Genomic DNA, 20,247 nt, shown 5'->3' on the forward strand with positions numbered 1-20,247 from the left:
CGGCGCCGTCTTCGCCGAGACTGCCATGCAGGGCGGCACCGACGATCAGCAGGGCAACGAAGTTGAGCAGCAGCGTGACCAGCACTTCATGCACGCGGCGGCCGATATGGATGGCGGCTGCCAGCCCGGCCCAGGCCATGCCGCCGAGAATGCTGGCCAGCAGCGCCGAGCCAATCGCCAGCACGGGATTGCCGAGCGGCAGCATGATGCCGACCCAACTGGCGCACAGGCCGCCGATGGCGATCTGGCCTTCGCCGCCGATATTGATGATCTTGGCGCGGAAGCACAGCGCGATGCCCAGTCCGGTGAGGATATAGGGCGTCGCCTTGTTGAAGCCCACCGCGATGCGGTCGAAGGAGCCAAAGGCGCCGGTCAGCATGGCGCGATAGGCCAGCAGCGGATCCTTGCCGGAGAACATGATCAGCAGGCCGGTGCAGGCCAGCGCCAGCAGCACGGCCAGCGCGGCGCGGCGCAGCGAAGCGGGGATGTAAACCTGCCACCGCGAGGACTTGGCGATGCCGGCGGCGATCTCGCTCATGCGGCCTGCTCAGTCGGGATCGCGCTGCCGGCCATCATCAGGCCGATGCGGCCGACATCGACGGCATCGCGCGGCACCACGCCAACCAGGCGGCCGTCGAACAGCACGCCGATACGGTCGCCGATCGACAGAACCTCATCGAGTTCGGACGAGATGTAGATCACCGCGGCGCCGCTGTCGCGCAGGGCCAGGATGCTGTCCATGACAAAGCGGGTGGCGCCGGGATCGAGGCCCCAGGTCGGCTGATGCGCGATCAGCAGGCGCGGGCCGCGGTCGATCTCGCGCGCCACGACGATCTTCTGCTGGTTGCCGCCGGACAGCTGCTTGGCCTGCAGCTCTGCGCTGGGCGTGCGGATGTCGAAAGCAGCCACCAGGCGTTTCGCGGCGGCGGCCAGCCCGGCGCGGCTGAGCCAGGGACCGCGCGAAAATGGCGGCCGGGCGGAATCGCGCAGCATCAGGTTCTCGGCAATGCTCATGCCCTGCACCAGACTGGTCTGCGCCCGGTCGGCCGGCATATAAGCCACGCCGGCGGCGACGCGCGCGGCGATACCGGCCTGGCTGAGATCGGTGTTGTCCAGCAGGATGCGGCCAGCGCTCAGTCGGCGCAGGCCGGCAATGGCCTCGGCCAGTTCCAGCTGGCCGTTGCCGTCGACACCGGCGATGGCGAGGATTTCACCGGCCGCCACATCGATGCTGATGTCTTTCAGGGCCACGCCCTGGTCGGCAGCCGTATTGATGCCGTGCAGGCTCAGCAGGGTGGTGCTGCTGGCGGAAGGCTGACGATGCAGCGGCGCGGCAATGTCGCGGCCCACCATCATGCGGGCCAGCGCGGTGCGGTCGGTATTGGCGGCCGTGGTGCGGCCGGCCACCTTGCCGTCGCGCAGCACCACGATATCGTCGCAGACCTCCATCACTTCGCCCAGCTTGTGTGAAATGAAGATGATGGATTTTCCCTCGTCGCGCAGGCGCTGCATGATCTGCAGCAGGGCCGTCACTTCCGGGGGGCTGAGATTGGAGGTCGGCTCGTCCAGCACCAGCAGGTCGGCGCCGCGCAGCAGCGCCTTGAGAATTTCCACCCGCTGGCGCCGGCCCAGCGGCAGGTCGGCCACCAGCGCATCGGGATCGAGATCGAGGCCATAACGCGTGCTGGTCTCGCGCAGCAGATCGCGGATGGCATCGCGGCGCAACCAGCGGCCGGCGGCCTGCCAGCCGAGCATGATATTCTCGGTGACGGTCATCGCCTCGATCAGCATGAAATGCTGATGGATCATGCCGATGCCGGTGGCAATGGCCTCGCCCGGCGTATGGCCGGACAGTTCCTTGCCCTTGAACAGGATGCTGCCGGCATCGGGCGCCACCATGCCGAATAGCACTTTCATCAGCGTGCTCTTGCCCGAACCGTTTTCGCCCAGCAGGCCGAGAATGCAGCCCGGTGGTACGGTGAGCGAGATGCCGTCATTGGCACGCACGGGACCATAGGTCTTGACGATCCCGTGCATGTCCAACAACGGCTTCATGACGCGGTCTTCCAGGGCTTACTTGCCGCCGCGGGCATCGTCCTTGGTCGGCGCCAGCTTCATTTCGCCGGTGGCGAACATCTTCTTGTAGGTGTCGAGTTCGGCCACCACGGTGGCCGGCACGGCCGGATGATAGGCGCGTTCCGCGGTCTGCTGCAGCGCGGCGCCGCTGGTGGCCGGTGTGTTGTAGCCATACATCACCAGATCGCCCGACAGCTTGCCGGCCTTCACCGAGTCCGCCGTCGCGGCATACATATCGGCCCATTTCTCGACCACGTTGGTGATCACATTTTCCGGTGCAATCGCGGTATGGCCGAAGGAGCGCCCGGTGGTGAAGACATTCTTCTCCTTGGCGGCCTGGATCAGGCCGGCCTGGGCCGCATTCAGCTTGCCGGCGACGAAATCGGCACCGCCCGCGATCAGCGAGAAGGCAGCTTCCTTGGCGGCCGCGGCATCCTCGATATCCTTGATATAGATGATCGAGACTTCGATATCGGGCTTGATGCGCTTGGCGCAGAGGCGATAGGAACCCACCTGCGCCACCATGTTGGGCAGGCCTTCCAGCGCATAGACGCCGGCGATCTTGCCGGTCTTGCTCATCCGCGCGGCCAGCACGCCGAGCTGGCAGCCGAAATGTGTGTTGTCGTAATCGATCGACATCACGTTCTTGCCCATGCCGCCGCCGCCGGCACCAGCCACGAACTGCACCTCGGGGAATTCAGGGCCAACGCGCTGCGCGGCCGAGAGGAAGCGGCCGGAATGGCCGATCACGATCTTGTAGCCCTGGCGCGCGTAGTCGCGCATGGCTTCCACATGGTCAGCCGCCGGCACGTTTTCCGAGTAGGCGACCTGGTATCCGCTATCCTTGATCTTCATCAGGCCGGCATAGCCCTGGGCGTTCCAGCTTTGGTCGTTGATGCTGCCGGGCAGCAGCATGGCCACCTTGGTCTGTGCCATGGCGGGCTGTGCCGCGACGGCCAGGCCGAATGCGGCCATCGCAAGCCCGGTGAATGTCAGGCGATGCTTCATACGCGTCTGTTTTTGCTGAGTGACCATGGCAAGAACCTCCTTTGGTTCGGCAGCCGTTGCTAGGGGAGTCTGCCGCTGCATCATTGCAGCGGTGTTCGGTGCAATAACTGAGCCAGCCGCCATCAGGCGCGTCGTGCGATCACGGCGATCGGTCCGCCGCCATCGGGGCCCTGATGCTCGGCGCCGCCGGAAATGAACAAATCCGTGCGGCCAATCGCAGCGGCGACAACGCCGCCGACCAGCGCGCGGGCATGGCGCGTGGCGTTGATGTCGCTGTCGTCCCACATGATATGGCGGTTGCCGCGGATGCGGCCGCTGCGCGCCGGCTCGGCTTTTGCCAGCACAGCACATAGGCGGCCTGCCTCGCTTTCGGGCAGTTGCCCGTCCATAGTCAGCCCGGCGGCACGCAGGGCGCGGCCGACGGCAGGAAAATCGATACCGTCTTCCATCACCGCATGGGCGATGATGCTGTCACCAGCCCAGGCCTCGCTGTTGCCCATGACGATCACTTCGTTGCGGGTCAGTTCGACACCGGCCGAGGCGCTGGCGCGGCCCGACCACAGCGTGAGATCCTGGCCGATGGCGGCATCATGCAGCTTGCCGGCATCCACTTCGCCGAGCGCAAGCCCGACGCCAAGCGCGGAAGCGCCACGCGACAGGCCCATCGAGGCATAGGTGTCTTCGGTGGTCACTGCCTGGCCGCGGGCATGGGCCTCGGCGATGCGCTCCGAGGTCAGCAGCGGGCATTTGACCTGCACGTAATGCACATCGGCTTCCGAACTGATGCCCGCCTGCTGCATGGCCTGCGCCACCGCTTCGGCCGTGGCCTGCACCTGCGCCATGCGGCCGATTTCCTCGGGCAGGAAACTGCGGGTAAACGCCGTGCCGATCGCCATGGCCTTCTGGCCGCTCGCCGGGCGCGACGCTGCTTTCACGGAAAACACGATGTAATGGGGTGACAGGCCGCCCTCGGTGCCGCCCGACATCACCATGGCGACGCGTTTACCAATCTCTTCAGGCGTAGATTTGAGCCGGCGCGCCAGCATCACCTGCAGCGCAAACACCGCATAGGCACGGGTGAAATCGTTGACGCAGCCATTGCCCTCGGTCTTGCCCAGGATGGCAACCACCGCCTCGGGCGCCACGCTACCGCTATCGAACAGCTTCTCGATGCCGCTCATGTCGCCCGGATGCTGCATGGCGACGCGGGTGACGCAGCATTCAAAGGCGGAGTTGCTCAACGCGTTCATACATGCACCGGCACTTTGCTCATTTCACTTTCTTGCCCCATCGTGTTGGCCTTGCCGATCTTGCCGAGCAGATGGTCGCCCGATGTGGTCGGCCGGTATTTGGCTGGTGTGCCGGCATCCTGGCAGGTCGGCAGGCAGGCCACTTCAGCGTCGTAGTTGGGCTGGTGGAAGAAGACCAGCGACATGCGGCGGGTCTGCTCGGCGGCGATGTCACGCGGCGGGTTGGCAACGCGATGCAGGGTGGAAACCCAGCGGTCGTTGGTCCACATGGCCATCAGATCGCCGATATTGATGACGAAATCATTCGGCGCGGTCTGCACATCCACCCAGTCGCCCTTGGCGGTGCGCACCTGCAGGCCGCCGGCAACATTTTCCTGCAGCAGGATTGTCAGGCTGCCGTAATCGGTATGGGCGCCGGCGCGCAGTTGGCCGGGCAGGGGCGCATCGGGCTGGGCCGGATAGAGATTGGCCTGCAGATGGCTGATATGGCGGTCGATCTTGCTGGCGAAAAAACGGTCGGGCAGATCCAGTGCCACTGCAAAGGTCTGCATCAGCAGGGCGGCGAGCTGCTCCATCTGCCGGTAATAGCCGGTCCAGGTGCTGCGGAACTCGGCGGGACGCTGCGGCCACAGGTTGGGCGCATAGTAGCTGGCCTTGGCGCGCTCGGCATAGGCATCCTGGCCCGGCTGCACATGGCCGATGCGGAAGGTCTCCTTCAGATCCGGCGGTGCAGCCTCGCCCAGCGAGTAGGACAGGCTTTCATCGCCGACGGCGCGAAACCCGCGAATGCCCTTCTGGCCGCGCGGCGGCGCGATCTTCAGCTTGTCGGCCAGCGGCTGTGTGAAGAAGCCGCGCGTGACACTGCGCATCGCATCCAGATCAACGGTATCGATGCCATGGCCGGTGATGATGAAAAAGCCGATCTCGCGGCAGGCGCGGTCAATCTCGGCGGCTACCTGGCGACGGGCAGCGGCATCGCCCAGACGAAATGGCGCGATATCGATGAGCGGTACGTAATCCAGCACGGCCATCACCTGCCCCCAAACACTGCACCCGAAATCCTCTAACGGGTTCAGTAAGCCGGCGGCGAACGATGCCGACAAGCAGCGTTTTCAGAGCAGACCGCTCTGTTTTTAGCATCGCTCCGGGATCAGGCCTTACGGCGCTGGCGGGCGGCGAGATCGGCTTTCAGGTTTTCCAGAAAAACCGCAGCCGCCACGGGCAGTTGGCGGTTGCGGCCGATGCCGATCACCAGCCGGCCGCGCAGGGCGCGGTCGACCAGCGGGATGGCGACCAGCCCGGCGCCGCTGCGGGCACCGATCTCGATCTGGAAACAGATCGCCTGGCTGCGCGCCGCCACCGTCTGCATCACCGCCACCGAATTGCCGGTGACCACAGGCCGCAGCGAGAGTGAGGAGCCTTCCGTGGCGGTATCGAGCAGGCGGCGGCCGCCCAGGCTCTCGTCACCAAGCAGGATCGGATAGGGCAGGCAATCGCTGAGCCGCAGCTTGTCGCGGCCGGCCAGCGGATGGCGCCGCGCCATCAGGGCCATCAACGGCTGCGGCACATCGGCGACCACGGCGAAGCGGCGGTCGGCGGGCGGATTGAAGGCATAGCCGATATGGGCTTCCTCGCGCACGGTGGCGGCCACCACCTGCTGGCTGCCCACCACATCGACGGTGAAGGTGACGCGCGGATGACTGGCCTGGAAGGTGGCGATCTGCTCGGCCACCACATCGGCCACCGCCTCGATGATGGCGAGATGGATATGGCCGCGCCGCAGGCCGCGCAGTTCCTCGATCTGCGAACGGGTGAGATCGAAGTCATGGGCGGTGCGGCGGATATGGGCGATCAGCAGCTCGCCGGCGCTGGTCAGCCGCACACCACGGGCCAGACGCTCGAACAGCGCCACGCCCAGGCTTTCCTCCAGGTCGAGGACATGGCGGTTGACCGCCGAGGAGGCGATGTTGAGCGCTGCCGCCGCCTTGCGGATCGAACCGATACGGGCCACCGCCTCGAAATACGAAAAGGCGCGGGATCGGGACTGGGGTTTCATGGGGCGCGCAACCGGTCAGCAGGCATGCCCCATCTAAGGGGCAGCCGCGCCAAACGGCAAGACCCCGTGGCTCAGACGCCGCGGATCATCCCGCCATCGACGCGCAGCTTGGTGCCGGTGATATAGCCGGCGCGTTCGCTGGCGAGGAAGGCCACCGCATCGGCAAATTCCTCTGGCCGGCCATAGCGGCCCATGGGAATTGCGGCCTGCGAGGCTTTCGCCACATCGTCGCGGCTCTTGCCCTGCTTGGTGGCGGTGGCCTGATCCAGCTGGTCGACGCGGTCGGTATGGATGCGGCCGGGCAGCACCAGATTGACGGTGACACCCTTGGGCGCCACTTCGGCGGCCAGGGTCTTCGACCAGCCCAACACGGCCATGCGCAGGCCGTTGGACAGCGCCAGATTGGGGATCGGCTGTTCGATACCCGAGGAGGCAATGGTGATGATGCGGCCCCAGCCGCGCGCCAGCATCGGCGGCAGCAGCCGGCCGCTCAGATGGAACAGATGGCCGGCCATGGCGGCAAACTGTGTCTGCCACAGGTCCAGTGCGATCTCGGCGGCTGCGCCCGGCGGCGGGCCGCCGCTGTTGTTGACCAGGATATCGACACCGGCCTGAGCCAGCACGGCATCGGCCAGTGCATCCACCGAGGCGCGGTCGGAGAGATCCAGCACATGGGCACTCAGGCGCACGGCGACATCGGGTGCCTCGGCGGCGATCCAGGCCTTGGTGTCCTGCACGCTGCGGGCGGCGGCGATCACGGTAGCGCCTTCACGCGCCAGCGTGCGGGCGACAGCGGCGCCAAGGCCGCGGCTGGAGCCCAGAACGAGGGCGCGTTTTCCGGTGAGGCCGAGATCCATCAGCCGATCTCCTGCAGGCGCCGGGTCTGGCGCGCGATCATGTTTTCCACTTCGGCGATATCCACGGCCGACAGCTTCGGGCCGGGCTTGCGCAGGGCCGCCGAGGCAATGACGCCGCGCTTCTGCAGCACATATTTACGGATCGCGAGGCCGGGGCCGGGCTGCTGTTCGTAGCGGGCCAGCGGCAGATAGGCATCGAAGATATCGCGGGCGCGCTGCGGCTTGCCGGCCTGATAGGCCTGCACCACGCCCACCATCATTTCCGGATAGGCGAAGCCGGTCATGGCGCCATCGGCGCCGCGTTCCATCTCTTCGGGCAGGAACAGGCCGCCATTGCCGACCAGGATGCTGATGCGGCGCATGTCCTTCATGGCGCGCAGGGCCGAAAGCTTGGCCAGGCCCGGCCAGTCCTCATGCTTCAGCATCACGCAGGAGGGCAGGCTCTTGACGATCCGCGCGATCACCGATGGCGCCATATGCACATTGGTCGATTGCGGGAAATCCTGCACCACGAAAGGCGTGCCGGTGCCGATGGCCTCGGCGGTATTCTCGTAATAGGTGACGATCTGGTCGTCGGTCTTCAGCGTGCCGGGCGGGGCGATCATCACGCCGGCGGCGCCATCGTCCATCACCGCCTTGGTCAGTTCGGCCATCGAGGCAAAACCGGGGCTGGAGGCGCCCACCACCACCGGCACCTTGCCGTTCAGGCGCGCCAGCACGCGCTTCACGAAGCTGCGCGATTCCGCCAGCGTCAGTTTCGGTGCTTCGCCCATCATGCCCAGCAGGGTGAAGCCGGTGACACCCTGCTCCATGTAGAAGTCGACCATGCGGTCGGTGCTGTCCAGATCCAGGGCACCGCTGTCGGTGAACGGGGTCACCGAGATGATGTAGACGCCAGCGGCGGTTTCGTCGAGTTTGGCCATGAAATCCTCGTAGGCGGCGAACGGTTATGATTGGAGCAGCTTGCCCGGGTTGAGAATGTTGCGGCTGTCGAAAAGCCGTTTCAGGTCGTGCATGATCTGCATCGCCACCGGCGGCTTGTAGCGCGGCAGTTCATCGCGGCGCAGCTGGCCGACGCCATGTTCGGCGCTGATGCTGCCGCGATAGCGATGGACCAGATCGTGCACCACGGCATTCAGTGGCGCCGTGAGGGCGTAGAAATCGTCGTCGGTCATATGCGGTGCGCGCTGCAGGTTGTAATGCAGGTTGCCGTCGCCCAGATGACCGAACACCAGGAAGCGCAGGCCGGGGAAGGCGGCTTCCACGGCGGTTTCGCAGTCGCGCATGAAGGCGGTCAGGCGACCGATCGGCAGCGCAATGTCATGCTTGATGGTCTTGCCGGCGCGCACCTGCGCTTCCGATATGCCCTCGCGCAGGCGCCACAGCGCCTTGGCCTGCTCGCCGCTCTGGGCAATCACCGCATCCTCGGCCTCACCGGCTGTGATCGCATCGCCCAGAATATTTTCCAGCAGACCGGCGAGATCGGCCGCCGCGTCGGTGTCGCTCAGCTCGGTCAGTACTATCGCGGGCGGCACGGTGGCAAAGGGAGAAACAGTGCCAGGCACATGCTGCAGCACCAGATCGAGGCAGCTGTGCGTCATGAATTCAAAAGCCGTGAGCCGGTCGCCGGCGCGGGCGCCCAGCCGCACAAACAGCTTCAGCGCCGCATCCTGGTCGGGCAGGGCGACCAGGGCAGTGACGCGCACCGCCGGTGCCGCCTGCAGTTTCAGCACGGCGGCGGTGATGACACCCAGCGTGCCTTCCGAGCCGATGAACAGGTCGCGCAGGTCATAGCCTGTGTTATCCTTGCGCAGACCCTGCAGCCCGTCCCAGATGCGGCCATCGGCCAGCACCACTTCCAGGCCCAGGGCCTGCTCACGGGTATTGCCATAGCGCAGCACGGCGATGCCGCCGGCATTGGTGGCGAGATTGCCGCCGATGGTGCAGCTGCCCTCGGCGCCGAGGCTGAGCGGGAAGAATCGCCCGGACTCACGGGCCGCAGCCTGGACATTGGCGAGGATGCAGCCGGCATCCACCGTGATGGTGTTGCCGACCGGATCGATCTCGCGAATACGGTTGAGCCGGCCCAGGCTGAGGATCACCTGCCGGCCGCTGTCATCCGGCGTGGCGCCACCGGCCATGCCGGTATTGCCGCCCTGAGGGATCACCGAAACCCGGGCGTCGTTGCAGCAGTGCAGCACGGCAGATACCTGCGCCGTGTCGGCCGGCCGCACCACGGCCAGCGCGCGGCCGCGATACTTCTTCATCCAGTCGACGACATAGGCATCCTGCGCGGTGGCCTCGGTGAGGACATGGGCCGCGCCGACAATATCGGCCAGCTGTGCCAGAAAAGCCGTGTCGCTCATGGCTTCTGCTTCGTCCGCCATTCGGCGACAGTCATGAGTGGTGCCTCGAAACGGTCGCGCGTCGTGGTGTACCAGGCCGCGCCATGCATGCGGCCAACCAGATCTAGGCCTGCAGCATCGACATGCAGCTTGTCGTCGATCAGGCCGTCGCGGATATGCAGGTGCAGAATCTCGCCAGACACCAGTTTGCGGTTATAGGGCAGGTCGGTGATGCTGAAGGTGCGGCATTCGAAACTGACCGGCGATTCCGCGATGCGCGGCACGGAAATCTGCTTCGATGGCGCCGTGGTCAGGCCGGCCTCGGCGATCTCGTTCACGCCATCGGGGAAATCGATGGCGCAGATCACCATCGGTTCTACGATGGCATGGCTCACCATGTTGACGACGAATTCACCGCGTTCGGCGATGTTGCGCGCAGTGTCCTTGTAGGGCCGGCCATCTTCACGCTTGTTGCCTTCGATGCCGATCACCAGCAGCGGCGGCGCATTGCTGAACACGTTGAAAAAGCTGAACGGCGCTGCATTGGCGATGCCGTCGGCATTCAGGGTCGAGACCAGCGCGATGGGGCGCGGCATCACCGTGCTGACCAGCAGCTTGTAGATGCGGTCCGGCGACAGGTCGGCGGCTGCGAAATCCATTTGCGGCTTACCAGCCCAGACGCACGCGGCCCAGCGCCATCACGGCAGCGGCCTGGGTCGGTTCCACCACGGGAATGCCCAGCGCATCCTGCAGCGGATCGCGGAAGGCGGCCATGCCGGCACAGCCCATCACGATGCTGTGCGCCTGCTTCTCGTCGCGCAGGCGCTTGCCCACGGCAACCATGCGGGTCAGCGTGCGTTCCTTGTCGGCCAGTTCCGCCACGCCCATGCCAATGGCCAGTTCACCGGCCAGCCGGTCGGTGACTCCCATGGCACCCCAGAGCCGCAGGTGGCGCGGGATCGAACCATCGAGAATGGCGATGACGCCAAAGCTGTGGCCGAGGGTCAGCGCCGTCAGCACGCCGCATTCGGCAATGCCGAGTACGGGTTTCTTTACCGCTTCACGCACCACATGCAGGCCGGGATCGCTGAAGCAGGCGATGACGAAGGCGCCGGCTTCGGCTTCCAGTGATTTCGCCAGTTTTGCCAGCGGCAGCGTCACCGATTCCACATCCTGCTGGGTCTGGATGCCCGCCGGACCTTCTTTCAGCGTCAGGCTGCGCAAGGCGGGGCCACCGGCCATGCGCAGCGGTTCGAGGGCTGCGTCGATGCCGGCGGTGACGGCTTCGTTGGAATTCGGATTGATCACAAGGACGGTGGAGGCCATGGCGTTTTCCCAGTGAAGACAAGAGCCTGTGAAGATCGGTTGCAGTCTAAGCCTGCTGCGATGGCATGCTCCTTGCTTATTTGTCCACAGCCCTTAACCCAGTGTTATGGGCCTGCCCGATTTCGGTGCATCATGCGATGACCGATAAAAAACCGCAGGGAGTGGCCGCCATGTCATTGAATCTCAGGCAGATCGAAGTGTTCCGGGCGGTGATGAGCACCGGCTCGATCAGCGGCGCCTCGAAGGTGCTGCATGTTTCGCAGCCCGCGGTCAGCCGTCTGCTGTCCTATACCGAGACGCGGGTTGGTTTTCCGCTGTTTGAGCGCATCAAGGGTCGGCTGTATGCCACCCCTGAGGCGAAACGCCTGTTCCGCGAGGTCGATCATGTCTACCTCGGCGTGCAGCGGGTCAATGAAGTCGCGCATTCACTGGCCGAGCGGCGCCAGGGCGTGCTGCATGTGGTATCCAGCCCAAGTATCGGCCATGTGCTGATTCCGCAGGCAATCGCCGGCCTCTGCGCGCGCTACACCGATGCCAGGGTCACCTTCAATTTCCTCAATTACGCGCCGCTGCAGGATCGCCTGCTGAACCACCAGGCCGATATCGGCATCATCAGCACGCCCATCGAGCATCCCAATCTGGAAACCAAGCCGCTGGGCCAGAGCCGCATCGTCTGCGTTTGCCCGGAGGATCACCCGCTGGCGCAGCGCAAGGGGCCGCTCACTCTGGCCGATCTGCGCCCCTATCCGCTGATCAGCTATGACCGTGAAAGCCCTTACGGGCGCATGGTGGCGTCGATGTATGACGCGGCGGGCGAACCCTTGCGCGCCACCATCGAAGTCGGTTCGCCGCAGAGCGCCTGCGCGCTGTCCCAGGCCGGCGGCGGCATCGCGCTGATCGACGAGTTTTCGCTGCACAACTGGCCGAACGGGCATCTGGTCGCCTGTGCCGTGGCGGATGCGCCGGTGATGACCGCCAACCTGGCTTTCCTGCGCTTCGAACCGCTGTCGCAGCTGGCCCAGGGCTTTGTCGATATCCTGCGCAAGCTGATGGCGCTCAACGGCTTTTCGCTACTCGATGCGGAAGCCGGCAGTATCCTGCGGCACTGACGGCCGGCCCTTAACATCGTGTTAAGGGCTGATGACAAACCGGCATGCGACATTCTGGTGCTGCATTGCGAAACTTTCCGCAGTGTCAGCGTAACGAAGTGAGTGAGGCGCATGGGGGAATTCGATCTGGTGGTGCGCAAGGGTCGCGTTGCCACCGCAGCCGAAGTCTTCGAGGCCGATATCGGCATTCGTGACGGAGTGATTGCCGCGATCGGGTCATCCATCGCGCCGGGCAAGCGCGAAATTGATGCGGCAGGCCGCTGGGTTCTGCCCGGCGGCATCGACAGCCATTGCCATGTCGAGCAGCTCTCGGGCATGGGCCTGATGTGCGCTGACGACTTCTATTCCGCAACGGTTTCGGCGGCCTTTGGCGGCACCACCACGATCATCCCGTTTGCGGCGCAGCATCGCGCCATGAAAATCCCCGAAGTCGTGGCTGACTACGCCCGGCTGGCGCGCGAAAAGGCCGTGATCGATTACGGCTTCCACCTGATCCTGGCCAATCCCGACGATACCGCGCTGCAGACCGATCTGCCGGCCGCGATCCGCGAAGGCATCACCTCGCTCAAGGTCTACATGACCTATGACAAGCTGAGGCTGGACGATCACCAGCTGCTTGATGTGCTGGCCGTGGCGGCACGCGAGCAGGCGCTGGTCATGGTGCATGCCGAAAACCACGACATGATCCGCTGGCTGGCGCATCGCCTGCTGGAGCAGGGCCATACCGCGCCGAAATACCATGCCGTGGCGCATGACCCGATTGCCGAAAGCGAGGCGACCAACCGCGCCATTGCGCTGTCCCGCCTGCTCGGCGTGCCGCTGCTGATCGTGCATGTGTCGGGTCAGGAAGCGATCCACACCATCCGCAATGCCAAGACGCGCGGCGCTGCCGTCTACGCCGAAACCTGCCCGCAATATCTGTTCCTCACCGCTGAGGATCTGGATCGTAACGGCATGGACGGCGCAATGTTCTGCTGTTCGCCGCCGCCGCGCGACAAGGAATCGCAGGAGGCGGTCTGGGCCGGCATGAAGGACGGCACGCTGCTGACCTATTCGTCGGATCATGCGCCGTACCGGTTTGACAAGACCGGCAAGCTGCCCAAGGGCGACGCGACGACGTTCAAGGAAATGGCCAATGGCGTACCGGGGCTGGAACTGCGCCTGCCGCTGCTGTTCTCCGAAGGCTTCATGGCCGGCCGCATCACCATCCAGGAATTCGTGGCATTAACGGCGACAAACCATGCCGCGATGTATGGCCTCAGCGGCCGCAAGGGCACCATTGCCGTGGGTGCCGACGCCGATATCGGCATCTGGAATCCGGACCGCGAGATCACCGTCACCACCGGCATGCTGCACGACAATGTCGGCTACACGCCCTATGAAGGTCGCAAGCTGAAGGGCTGGCCGGAAATCGTCATCAGCCGCGGCCGTGTCGTGGTCGAGAACAACACGCTCAATGCCGAACGCGGCTCGGGCAAGTTCCTCAAGCGCAAGCCGTCCGACATGCTGGCCAACCCGACCGGGATTTCGGCCGCCGTGGCGCGGCAGATGCTGCGCAGTCTGGTGGGCATGCAATGAGTACGCTGAAGCGCCCCTATGGCCTGGCCGTCGCCCAGCTGGGCCCCATCCATCTGGCCGACAGTCGCGCCGCCGTGGTCAAGCGCCTGATTGCCCTGCTGCGCGAGGCCCATGCGCGCGGCGCCAAATTCGTCGTCTTCCCCGAACTGGCACTCACCACCTTTTTCCCGCGCTACTGGATGACCGAGGAAGAGGCGGTCGAACGTTTTTTCGAACGCAGCATGCCGGGCCCGGAAACACAGCCGTTGTTCGATCTGGCGGCCGAATTCGGCATCGGCTTCTATCTCGGCTATGCCGAGCTGACACCGGATGGCCGTCGCTTTAACACCGCCATCCTCGTCAATGGGAAGGCCAGGATCGTCGGCCGCTATCGCAAGATCCATCTGCCCGGTCATTCGCATCACATCCCGACCGCACCGTTCCAGCATCTGGAGAAGAAATTCTTCGAGGTTGGCAACGAGGGTTTCAAGGTCTGGGAAGCACTGGATGCACGCATCGGCATGTGCATCTGCAATGACCGCCGCTGGGCCGAAACCTATCGCGTCATGGGTCTGCAGAGCGCCGAGATCGTCGCGCTGGGCTACAACACGCCGAGTTGGAATATCCACTGGAGCGAACCGCCGCATCTGCGCATGTTCCATCATCTGCTCTCGCTGCAGGGCAATGCCTACCAGAACGGGCTCTGGGTGGCGGCGGCCGGCAAATGCGGTTCCGAGGATGGTTTCCACATGATCGGCGGTTCGGCGATTGTTGCGCCGACCGGCGAGATTGTGGCCCAGGCGCAGGGCGAGGGCGACGAGCTGCTCTTCGTCAATGCCGACCTGGCACTGGGCGAGACCTTCCGCGAGCATGTGTTCAATTTCGCCAAGCATCGCCGGCCCGAGCATTACGGCCTGATTATCGAGCGGACCGGTGCGGGTGCGCCGCTCGGCACGCCGCCTGACTGAACTGTATTTGCGCGTTCTATCCATCATCCATAACAAGGGGGTTGCCATGATTTATCGCAAACTGAACCGGGGTCTCTTCGCCGCTGCGGTGCTTGCCGCCGCCAGCCTGAGCCTGCCGGCTCTGGCCCAGACGCTGAAGACCGGCATTGATGCCACCTTCGCCCCGCATGCCATGGCCAAGCTGGGCGGTGGCCTGCAGGGCTTCAACATCGATCTCGGTGAAGAGCTGAGCAAGAAGCTGGGGAAGAAGATCGAGATCGAGGGCACCGAATTCTCCGCCCTGATCCCCGGCCTCAATGCCAAGAAGTATGATTTCGTCATCGCACCGGTGACGGTGACGCCGGAGCGTTCCAAGAACATGCTGTTCAGCGACGGCTACCTGAACACCGATTACGGTTTCGTGCAGAAGAAGAGCGCGCCGGACATCAAGACCGTCGAAGACCTCAAGGGCAAGACCATCACAGTCAACAAGGGTTCGGCCTACGAGAACTGGGCCCGCGACAATGCCGAGAAGCTCGGCTTCAAGTATGACGTCTTCGGCACCAATGCCGATGCCGTGCAGGCCGTGCTGGCCGGTCGCGCCGACGCCAATATGTCGGGCAACACCTCCAGCGCCTGGTCAGCGAAGCAGAATCCCGACCTCAAGGCGACGCTGGTAATCTCCACCGGCCTGGTCTGGGCCATGGCCTTCCGTCTCGACGACAAGGCGCTGCGCAACGAGATGTCGATGGCGATCAAGTGCATGAAGCAGGACGGCTCGCTGGCCAAGATCGTCGAGAAGTGGCTGGGCGAGAAGCCGAAGCCGGGCTCGGCCGCGGCCACCATCACGCCGGGCTTCGGCGTTCCGGGCATGGAAGGCTATGACCCGACCCCGGCGACGCTGGCGTGCAAGTAAGCCTTCGCAGCAAGGATAGTCGTTCGTGAGTCCATCGCCGATCCTGGAGCTCGTAGGCCTGCACAAGGCCTACGGGTCTCTCTCTGTGTTGCGTGGTATTGACCTCCGGGTCTGGCCCGGTGAAATGGTTTGTGTCATCGGGCCGTCCGGTTCGGGCAAGAGCAGCATGCTGCGCTGCTGCAATCGGCTGGAGGAGTCGACCGGCGGGCAGGTGGTGGTCGATGGCACCGACATCACCCGCCCCGATGTCGATATCAACACGGTGCGCCAGCGTATCGGCATGGTGTTCCAGCAGTTCAATCTCTACCCGCATCTGACCGCGCTGGGTAATGTGACGCTGGCGTTGCGCAAGGTGCTGGGCAAGTCGAAGGCCGAGGCCGACAAGCTCGGCATGGCGGCGCTGGAGCAGGTGGGGCTGGTCGACAAGGCCGGGGTGCATCCTGCCCAGCTGTCCGGTGGGCAGGCGCAGCGCGTGGGCATCGCCCGCGCCATCGTGCTGCAGCCCAAGCTGATCCTGTTTGACGAGCCGACCAGCGCACTCGATCCGGAAACCGTGGGCGAAGTGCTGAAGGTGATGCGCCAGCTGCGCGAAGCGGGCATGACCATGCTGGTGGTCACCCATGAAATGGCCTTCGCCCGCGCCGCCGCCGATCGCGTCATCTTCATGGATGGGGGCGTGATCGTGGAGCAGGGGCCGCCTGCCGAGGTATTCGGCGCCCCGCAGCACGAACGCACCAAAGCCTTTCTGGCACGCTACCACGCGGCCGAATAGCGATGAGCGACTTCGAACGCTTCGTCCATACCTTTTTCAATCTGGAGGTCGCGGCCAAATACTGGCCCGATCTGCTGAAGGGGCTGGGCGTCACGGCCGGTGTCGGCGTGCTGGTGGCGATCACCGGCCTGGTCTTTGGCGTGGTGCTGGCGGTGCTGCGGGCCATGCAGTTCCGGCCACTGTCACTGCTGATCATCGCTTTTGCTGACATCATGCGGGCGCTGCCGCCGCTGGTGCTGATGATCGTCTTCTTCTTTGCCTTCCCGCTGATCGGCATGCCGATGAATGCCTTCACCACCGTGTGGCTGGCCTTGTCGCTGGTGCTCGCGGCCTATGCCGAGGAAAGTGTCTGGGGCGGCATCCTGGCGCTGCCGCGCGGCCAGTCGGAAGCGGCCCGTTCCACGGGTCTCAACTGGTGGCAGACCATGACGGCGGTGATCCTGCCGCAGGCCTTCCGCATCGCTGTGCCGCCGCTGACCAACCGCGTGATTGCCATCAGCAAGAATGTCGCGCTGGGGTCGGTGGTGGCGCTGAACGAGGTGCTGAATGAAGCGCAGTCGGCCAGCAGCAATTCGGGCAATCCGACGCCGCTGACCATGGCGGCGGCCGCCTATCTGCTGCTGTTCATCCCGATCCTCTATGCGGCGCGGCGGCTCGAAACCCGCTGGCAGTGGAAGGTCTGACGCATCATGGATGCACTGCTGCGCAACTTCTTCAACATCGATGTCTTCATCCAGGTCTTTCCCTACCTGCTGCAGGGTTTGTTCACCACGCTGTGGCTTTCAGCGCTGGTGATTCCACTTGGTCTGTTAGGCGGCCTCGCCGTGGCGCTGATCGGCACCCAGAGCGAAAGCCGCTGGATCCGCTTCCTGGTCGCCGCCTATGTCGATATCTTCCGCGCCCTGCCGCCGCTGGTGCTGCTGATCTTCATCTATTTCGGCACACCCTTCCTCGGGCTCGATATCCCGAAGCTGCTGGCGGTGGCGCTCGGCTTCCTGCTCAACAACTCGAGCTATTACGGCGAAGTCTTCCGCGCCGGCCTGCTCAGCGTGCCGCAGGGGCAGATGGAGGCGGCGCGCTCCACCGGGCTCACCCGCATGCAGGCACTGGCCTATGTGATCGTGCCGCAGGCCACCCGCAATGTGCTGCCTGATCTGGTCGGCAACAGCATCGAGGTGGTCAAGCTGACCACGATTGCCAGCGTGGTGGCGCTGCCGGAGTTGCTGCGCGTTGCCCGCGATGCCCAGGCGTTGCTGTTCAATCCGTCTCCGGTGGTGCTGGCGGCGCTGATCTACCTGGCACTGCTGTGGCCGCTGGTGCGCTGGCTCAGCCGGCTTGAACACAAGAACATGACGGCCAAGTAGGCGCGTCTCAGATCATTTCCAGCGGGCGGGCTTTTCTGGGTGGCGGAAAGGCCTGATCCAGTGCCGCAAGGTCGTCGGGCGTCAGCGCGATGTCCAGGGCTGCATGGTTGTCGCGCAGATGCTGCACGCTGCCGGCTTTGGGGATGGTGATGACAGTCTCCTCCCGCAGCAACCAGGCCAGTGCGATCTGGGCCGGCGTCACGCCATGCTGTTGCGCGATGGCCAGCAGGGCCTTATGGCCGGCCAGGCGCCCCTGCTCAATGGGTGAATAGGCCATGATCGGCTGCTGCTGCGCCCGGTGCCAGGGCAGCAGGTCATATTCGATGCCGCGCCGGGTCAGGTTGTAGAGTACCTGGTTGGTAGCGCAGGCCTTGCCGCGGGGGTCGCGCGACAGTTCGGTCATGTCGTTGATATCGAAATTGCTGACACCCCAGTGACGGATCTTGCCGGCTTTCTGCAGGGCCTCGAAGGCATCCAGCGTTTCCGCCAGTGGCGGACTGCCGCGCCAGTGCAACAGGTAAAGGTCGATGCGGTCGGTCTGCAGCCGTTTCAGGCTGCGTTCGCAGGCCGCCACCGTGCCTTTGCGGCTGGAATTGCTCGGCAGCACCTTGCTGACGAGGAAAACCTCGTCGCGGCGGCCGGCCATCGCCTCGGCCACCAGTTCCTCCGAACGGCCGTCGCCATACATTTCGGCGGTGTCGATCAGCGTCATGCCGAGATCGAGACCAAGCCGCAGGGCGGTGATCTCGGCCTGGCGCAAGCTCGGTTTCTCCGCCATCTGCCAGGTGCCTTGGCCGAGGCGCGGCACAGTCTCGCCGCCGGGCAGGCGGACGGTTTTTCTGGTGGTCATGGCGGCTCCGTCTCTGACGCAGAAGGGTCAGAATAACGCTGTTGCCTGTGTCTATCGAGCCCCGGCTAACGGGCTTCGGTCGCCACGGCGGATGTCACCGTCAGGTGATGCAGCAGGCCAAGGCTGTCACTGGCCAGTTGCCGCACATCCTGGAACAGGACGGCAAGCTCCAGCGTGGCGAGGAAGGCGAGGCAGTAGAAGGATGTGGCATGGCGGGCTTCCCAGCGCAGCAGCGGACCGCCCAGCAACTGTGGCCGCAGAATGGCGAAGGTCAGATGCATGGCGACGATGCCGACCACGGCGCCCGCCAGGATGTCGGTGGCATAGTGATAGCCCAGATAGACGCGCGGCAGGCAGATCGCGATGGCGCTCCACAGGAAAGCCAGCAGGCCCAGCGGCCGGGACAGGCGCCACACGGCCGCGGCAAGGGCAAAGAACAGCACGGCATGATCGCTGGGGAAGGAGCTCCAGCCATCCAGCGTGTCCGGATTGATGCCAACGGGTGAGGCGAGGCCCAGTTCGGGATTGTGCAATGGCCGCGCGCGGAACGGCAGTGCGATCTGGAGGACACGGGCAATGCCGATGGCGGCTATGGCGCCGGCCAGGGCGGTGAGAATGGTCTGGCGGCGCTGCACTGTGGCGTCATCGTGCCGGAACCACTGCCACCACAGGAAGGCCATGAATACGCCACCCTTCAGCATGGCAGAATTGGCAAGATTGTAGATGAACCGGTCCAGCGCGGCATTTTCAGCGGCAAACTGGTTGAGCCAGAGCAGCAACCGGTGGTCCCACTGGATGACGGGGGCAAGAAATATGGCGAAACTGGACTGCATGGCGCGGGCCGTCTGGGTACGTTTCCTCAGTCTTCAATCTGTCATGAATCTGACATCCGGGCTGCCCGAAAGGGAGTTCCGCCGATGACCAAACAGTGACCGGCGAGCCTTTGGTGGTACTCCGAAAGAACAACTAAATATCCCTAACGGAAATTAAGGCTGCGGCTGAAATTTGTTACGCAGCATTGCGACGGCGTGGTTTGAGATTTTACGCGGCGGTTCCTGCGCTAGAGGAAGGGCAACCCCTTCGCAGGAGAACCGCCATGGTCAGCGCTGTCAGTTCCACCACTGTCACCACCACATCTGCCGCCAGCAGCGCCTCCAGCGCGCTGGCCAGCGATTTCGACACCTTCCTGCAATTGCTGACCACGCAGCTCAAGAACCAGGATCCGACCGATCCAATGGATGCGAACGAATTCACTGAACAGTTGGTCCAGTTCAGCCAGGTCGAACAACAGATCAACATCAATGAGAATCTAGAAACCATGATTGCCATGCTGCAGAGTCAGCAGTCGAGCAACAACCTGAGCTATATCGGCAAGGTGGTCGATTTCGACAGCAACGAGATCGAGCTGGCCGAAGGCGGCACCGGCTTCTGGTCCTACGACCTGCCCGACGACGCAGCGACGGTGCAATACCGGATTCTCGACGAGGACGGCAATGTGGTGCGCAGTGGCAGCATGTCTGCCGAGGATGCGGGTGCCGGCACCAGCGGCCGGATCGAGGTGGCCTGGGATGGCACCGATGCCGAAGGCAATGCCTGCGATGCCGGCAACTACACGCTCGAGGTCACGGCCAAGGATGCCTCCGGTGCTGTGCTGGATGGCACCAAGGTCTATGCCCGTGGCTATGTCGAGGCTGTCGAGACCATCGATGGCACCCAGTATCTGATCGTATCGGGCATGCAGGTTCTGCCCGAGGATGTCATCGCCGTATTTGATGCCGGTACGACGGACGACGACACTGACGCCTGATCAGACC

Annotated in this window: 20 protein-coding genes and 1 pseudogene; 8 read left to right on the forward strand and 13 right to left on the reverse strand. The window is 64.4% G+C overall.

Annotation, left to right across the window (positions count from 1 at the left end):
• The 11 genes and pseudogenes from AAG821_RS14705 to AAG821_RS14755 form a co-directional block, all read right to left on the reverse strand.
• A pseudogene (locus AAG821_RS14705) lies at window positions 1-538 on the reverse strand (hypothetical protein); the annotation flags it as partial.
• Window positions 535-2,055 carry an ABC transporter ATP-binding protein gene (locus tag AAG821_RS14710; RefSeq protein WP_341910879.1) on the reverse strand — a complete coding sequence of 507 codons (1,521 nt, stop codon included), beginning with the start codon at window positions 2,053-2,055 and terminating at the stop codon, window positions 535-537. The gene AAG821_RS14710 and the pseudogene AAG821_RS14705, both read right to left, overlap by 4 nt.
• Window positions 2,056-2,073: 18 nt before the next feature.
• A complete protein-coding gene (locus AAG821_RS14715) occupies window positions 2,074-3,111 on the reverse strand; it encodes a BMP family protein (RefSeq protein WP_341910877.1) in 1,038 nt (345 codons plus the stop codon).
• A gap of 95 nt (window positions 3,112-3,206) precedes the next feature.
• Window positions 3,207-4,334 carry a ring-opening amidohydrolase gene (locus tag AAG821_RS14720; RefSeq protein WP_341910875.1) on the reverse strand — a complete coding sequence of 376 codons (1,128 nt, stop codon included), beginning with the start codon at window positions 4,332-4,334 and terminating at the stop codon, window positions 3,207-3,209.
• Entirely contained in the window at window positions 4,331-5,365 is a 1,035-nt protein-coding gene (locus tag AAG821_RS14725; RefSeq protein WP_341910873.1) for a 2-oxoglutarate and iron-dependent oxygenase domain-containing protein, read from the reverse strand. Before AAG821_RS14725 ends, AAG821_RS14720 begins: the two co-directional genes overlap by 4 nt.
• Before the next feature lie 119 nt (window positions 5,366-5,484).
• Window positions 5,485-6,390, reverse strand: a complete 906-nt coding sequence (locus AAG821_RS14730; protein ID WP_341910871.1) for a LysR family transcriptional regulator — start codon at window positions 6,388-6,390, stop codon at window positions 5,485-5,487.
• 71 nt (window positions 6,391-6,461) lie between these two features.
• Window positions 6,462-7,247, reverse strand: a complete 786-nt coding sequence (locus AAG821_RS14735; RefSeq protein WP_341910869.1) for an SDR family oxidoreductase — start codon at window positions 7,245-7,247, stop codon at window positions 6,462-6,464.
• The gene (locus tag AAG821_RS14740) at window positions 7,247-8,170 is read right to left on the reverse strand and encodes a dihydrodipicolinate synthase family protein (RefSeq protein ID WP_341910868.1); all 924 of its coding nucleotides are present in this window, start codon (window positions 8,168-8,170) and stop codon (window positions 7,247-7,249) included. Before AAG821_RS14740 ends, AAG821_RS14735 begins: the two co-directional genes overlap by 1 nt.
• A 24-nt stretch (window positions 8,171-8,194) precedes the next feature.
• Window positions 8,195-9,634: an FAD-binding oxidoreductase gene (locus AAG821_RS14745; protein ID WP_341910866.1), complete on the reverse strand. Its 1,440-nt coding sequence runs from the start codon at window positions 9,632-9,634 to the stop codon at window positions 8,195-8,197.
• Window positions 9,610-10,251, reverse strand: coding sequence for a flavin reductase family protein (locus AAG821_RS14750; RefSeq protein ID WP_341910865.1), 642 nt, complete (start codon window positions 10,249-10,251; stop codon window positions 9,610-9,612). Before AAG821_RS14750 ends, AAG821_RS14745 begins: the two co-directional genes overlap by 25 nt.
• Window positions 10,252-10,258: 7 nt before the next feature.
• On the reverse strand, window positions 10,259-10,918 hold the full coding sequence (locus tag AAG821_RS14755) for an aspartate/glutamate racemase family protein (RefSeq protein WP_341910864.1): 660 nt from the start codon (window positions 10,916-10,918) through the stop codon (window positions 10,259-10,261).
• Between the two features lie 170 nt (window positions 10,919-11,088).
• On the opposite strand from AAG821_RS14755, the gene AAG821_RS14760 reads away from it, so the two are divergent.
• The 7 genes from AAG821_RS14760 to AAG821_RS14790 all read left to right on the forward strand — a co-directional run bounded on the left by AAG821_RS14760 (window position 11,089) and on the right by AAG821_RS14790 (window position 17,583).
• Window positions 11,089-12,027 (forward strand): LysR substrate-binding domain-containing protein, encoded by a 939-nt coding sequence (locus AAG821_RS14760; protein ID WP_341910863.1) that lies wholly within the window; start codon window positions 11,089-11,091, stop codon window positions 12,025-12,027.
• Between the two features lie 111 nt (window positions 12,028-12,138).
• A complete protein-coding gene (gene hydA, locus AAG821_RS14765; RefSeq protein WP_341910862.1) occupies window positions 12,139-13,605 on the forward strand; it encodes a dihydropyrimidinase in 1,467 nt (488 codons plus the stop codon).
• Window positions 13,602-14,552: an N-carbamoyl-D-amino-acid hydrolase gene (locus tag AAG821_RS14770; RefSeq protein WP_341910861.1), complete on the forward strand. Its 951-nt coding sequence runs from the start codon at window positions 13,602-13,604 to the stop codon at window positions 14,550-14,552. The genes hydA and AAG821_RS14770 overlap by 4 nt, the downstream gene beginning before the upstream one ends.
• A 46-nt stretch (window positions 14,553-14,598) precedes the next feature.
• Entirely contained in the window at window positions 14,599-15,447 is an 849-nt protein-coding gene (locus AAG821_RS14775; RefSeq protein WP_341910860.1) for a transporter substrate-binding domain-containing protein, read from the forward strand.
• Window positions 15,448-15,487: 40 nt separating this feature from the next.
• On the forward strand, window positions 15,488-16,219 hold the full coding sequence (locus AAG821_RS14780; RefSeq protein WP_341910885.1) for an amino acid ABC transporter ATP-binding protein: 732 nt from the start codon (window positions 15,488-15,490) through the stop codon (window positions 16,217-16,219).
• Window positions 16,220-16,221: 2 nt separating this feature from the next.
• Window positions 16,222-16,902: an amino acid ABC transporter permease gene (locus tag AAG821_RS14785; RefSeq protein ID WP_341910858.1), complete on the forward strand. Its 681-nt coding sequence runs from the start codon at window positions 16,222-16,224 to the stop codon at window positions 16,900-16,902.
• A 6-nt stretch (window positions 16,903-16,908) separates the two neighbouring features.
• A complete protein-coding gene (locus AAG821_RS14790; protein ID WP_341910857.1) occupies window positions 16,909-17,583 on the forward strand; it encodes an amino acid ABC transporter permease in 675 nt (224 codons plus the stop codon).
• Window positions 17,584-17,590: 7 nt separating this feature from the next.
• Here the strand turns inward: AAG821_RS14790 and AAG821_RS14795 are convergent, their stop codons facing one another.
• Both AAG821_RS14795 and AAG821_RS14800 read right to left on the reverse strand, forming a co-directional pair.
• Complete coding sequence (locus AAG821_RS14795; RefSeq protein ID WP_341910855.1) at window positions 17,591-18,433, reverse strand: aldo/keto reductase; 843 nt, start codon at window positions 18,431-18,433, stop codon at window positions 17,591-17,593.
• A gap of 65 nt (window positions 18,434-18,498) precedes the next feature.
• On the reverse strand, window positions 18,499-19,266 hold the full coding sequence (locus tag AAG821_RS14800) for a phosphatase PAP2 family protein (protein WP_341910853.1): 768 nt from the start codon (window positions 19,264-19,266) through the stop codon (window positions 18,499-18,501).
• A 263-nt stretch (window positions 19,267-19,529) separates the two neighbouring features.
• Between AAG821_RS14800 and AAG821_RS14805 the strand changes: the two genes are divergently transcribed.
• Window positions 19,530-20,240: a flagellar hook capping FlgD N-terminal domain-containing protein gene (locus tag AAG821_RS14805; RefSeq protein WP_341910851.1), complete on the forward strand. Its 711-nt coding sequence runs from the start codon at window positions 19,530-19,532 to the stop codon at window positions 20,238-20,240.
• The last annotated feature ends 7 nt before the right edge of the window (window positions 20,241-20,247 follow it).

Origin of the sequence: Ferrovibrio terrae (genome assembly GCF_943372915.1) — a bacterium.
Taxonomy (GTDB): Bacteria; Pseudomonadota; Alphaproteobacteria; order Ferrovibrionales; family Ferrovibrionaceae; genus Ferrovibrio; species Ferrovibrio terrae_A.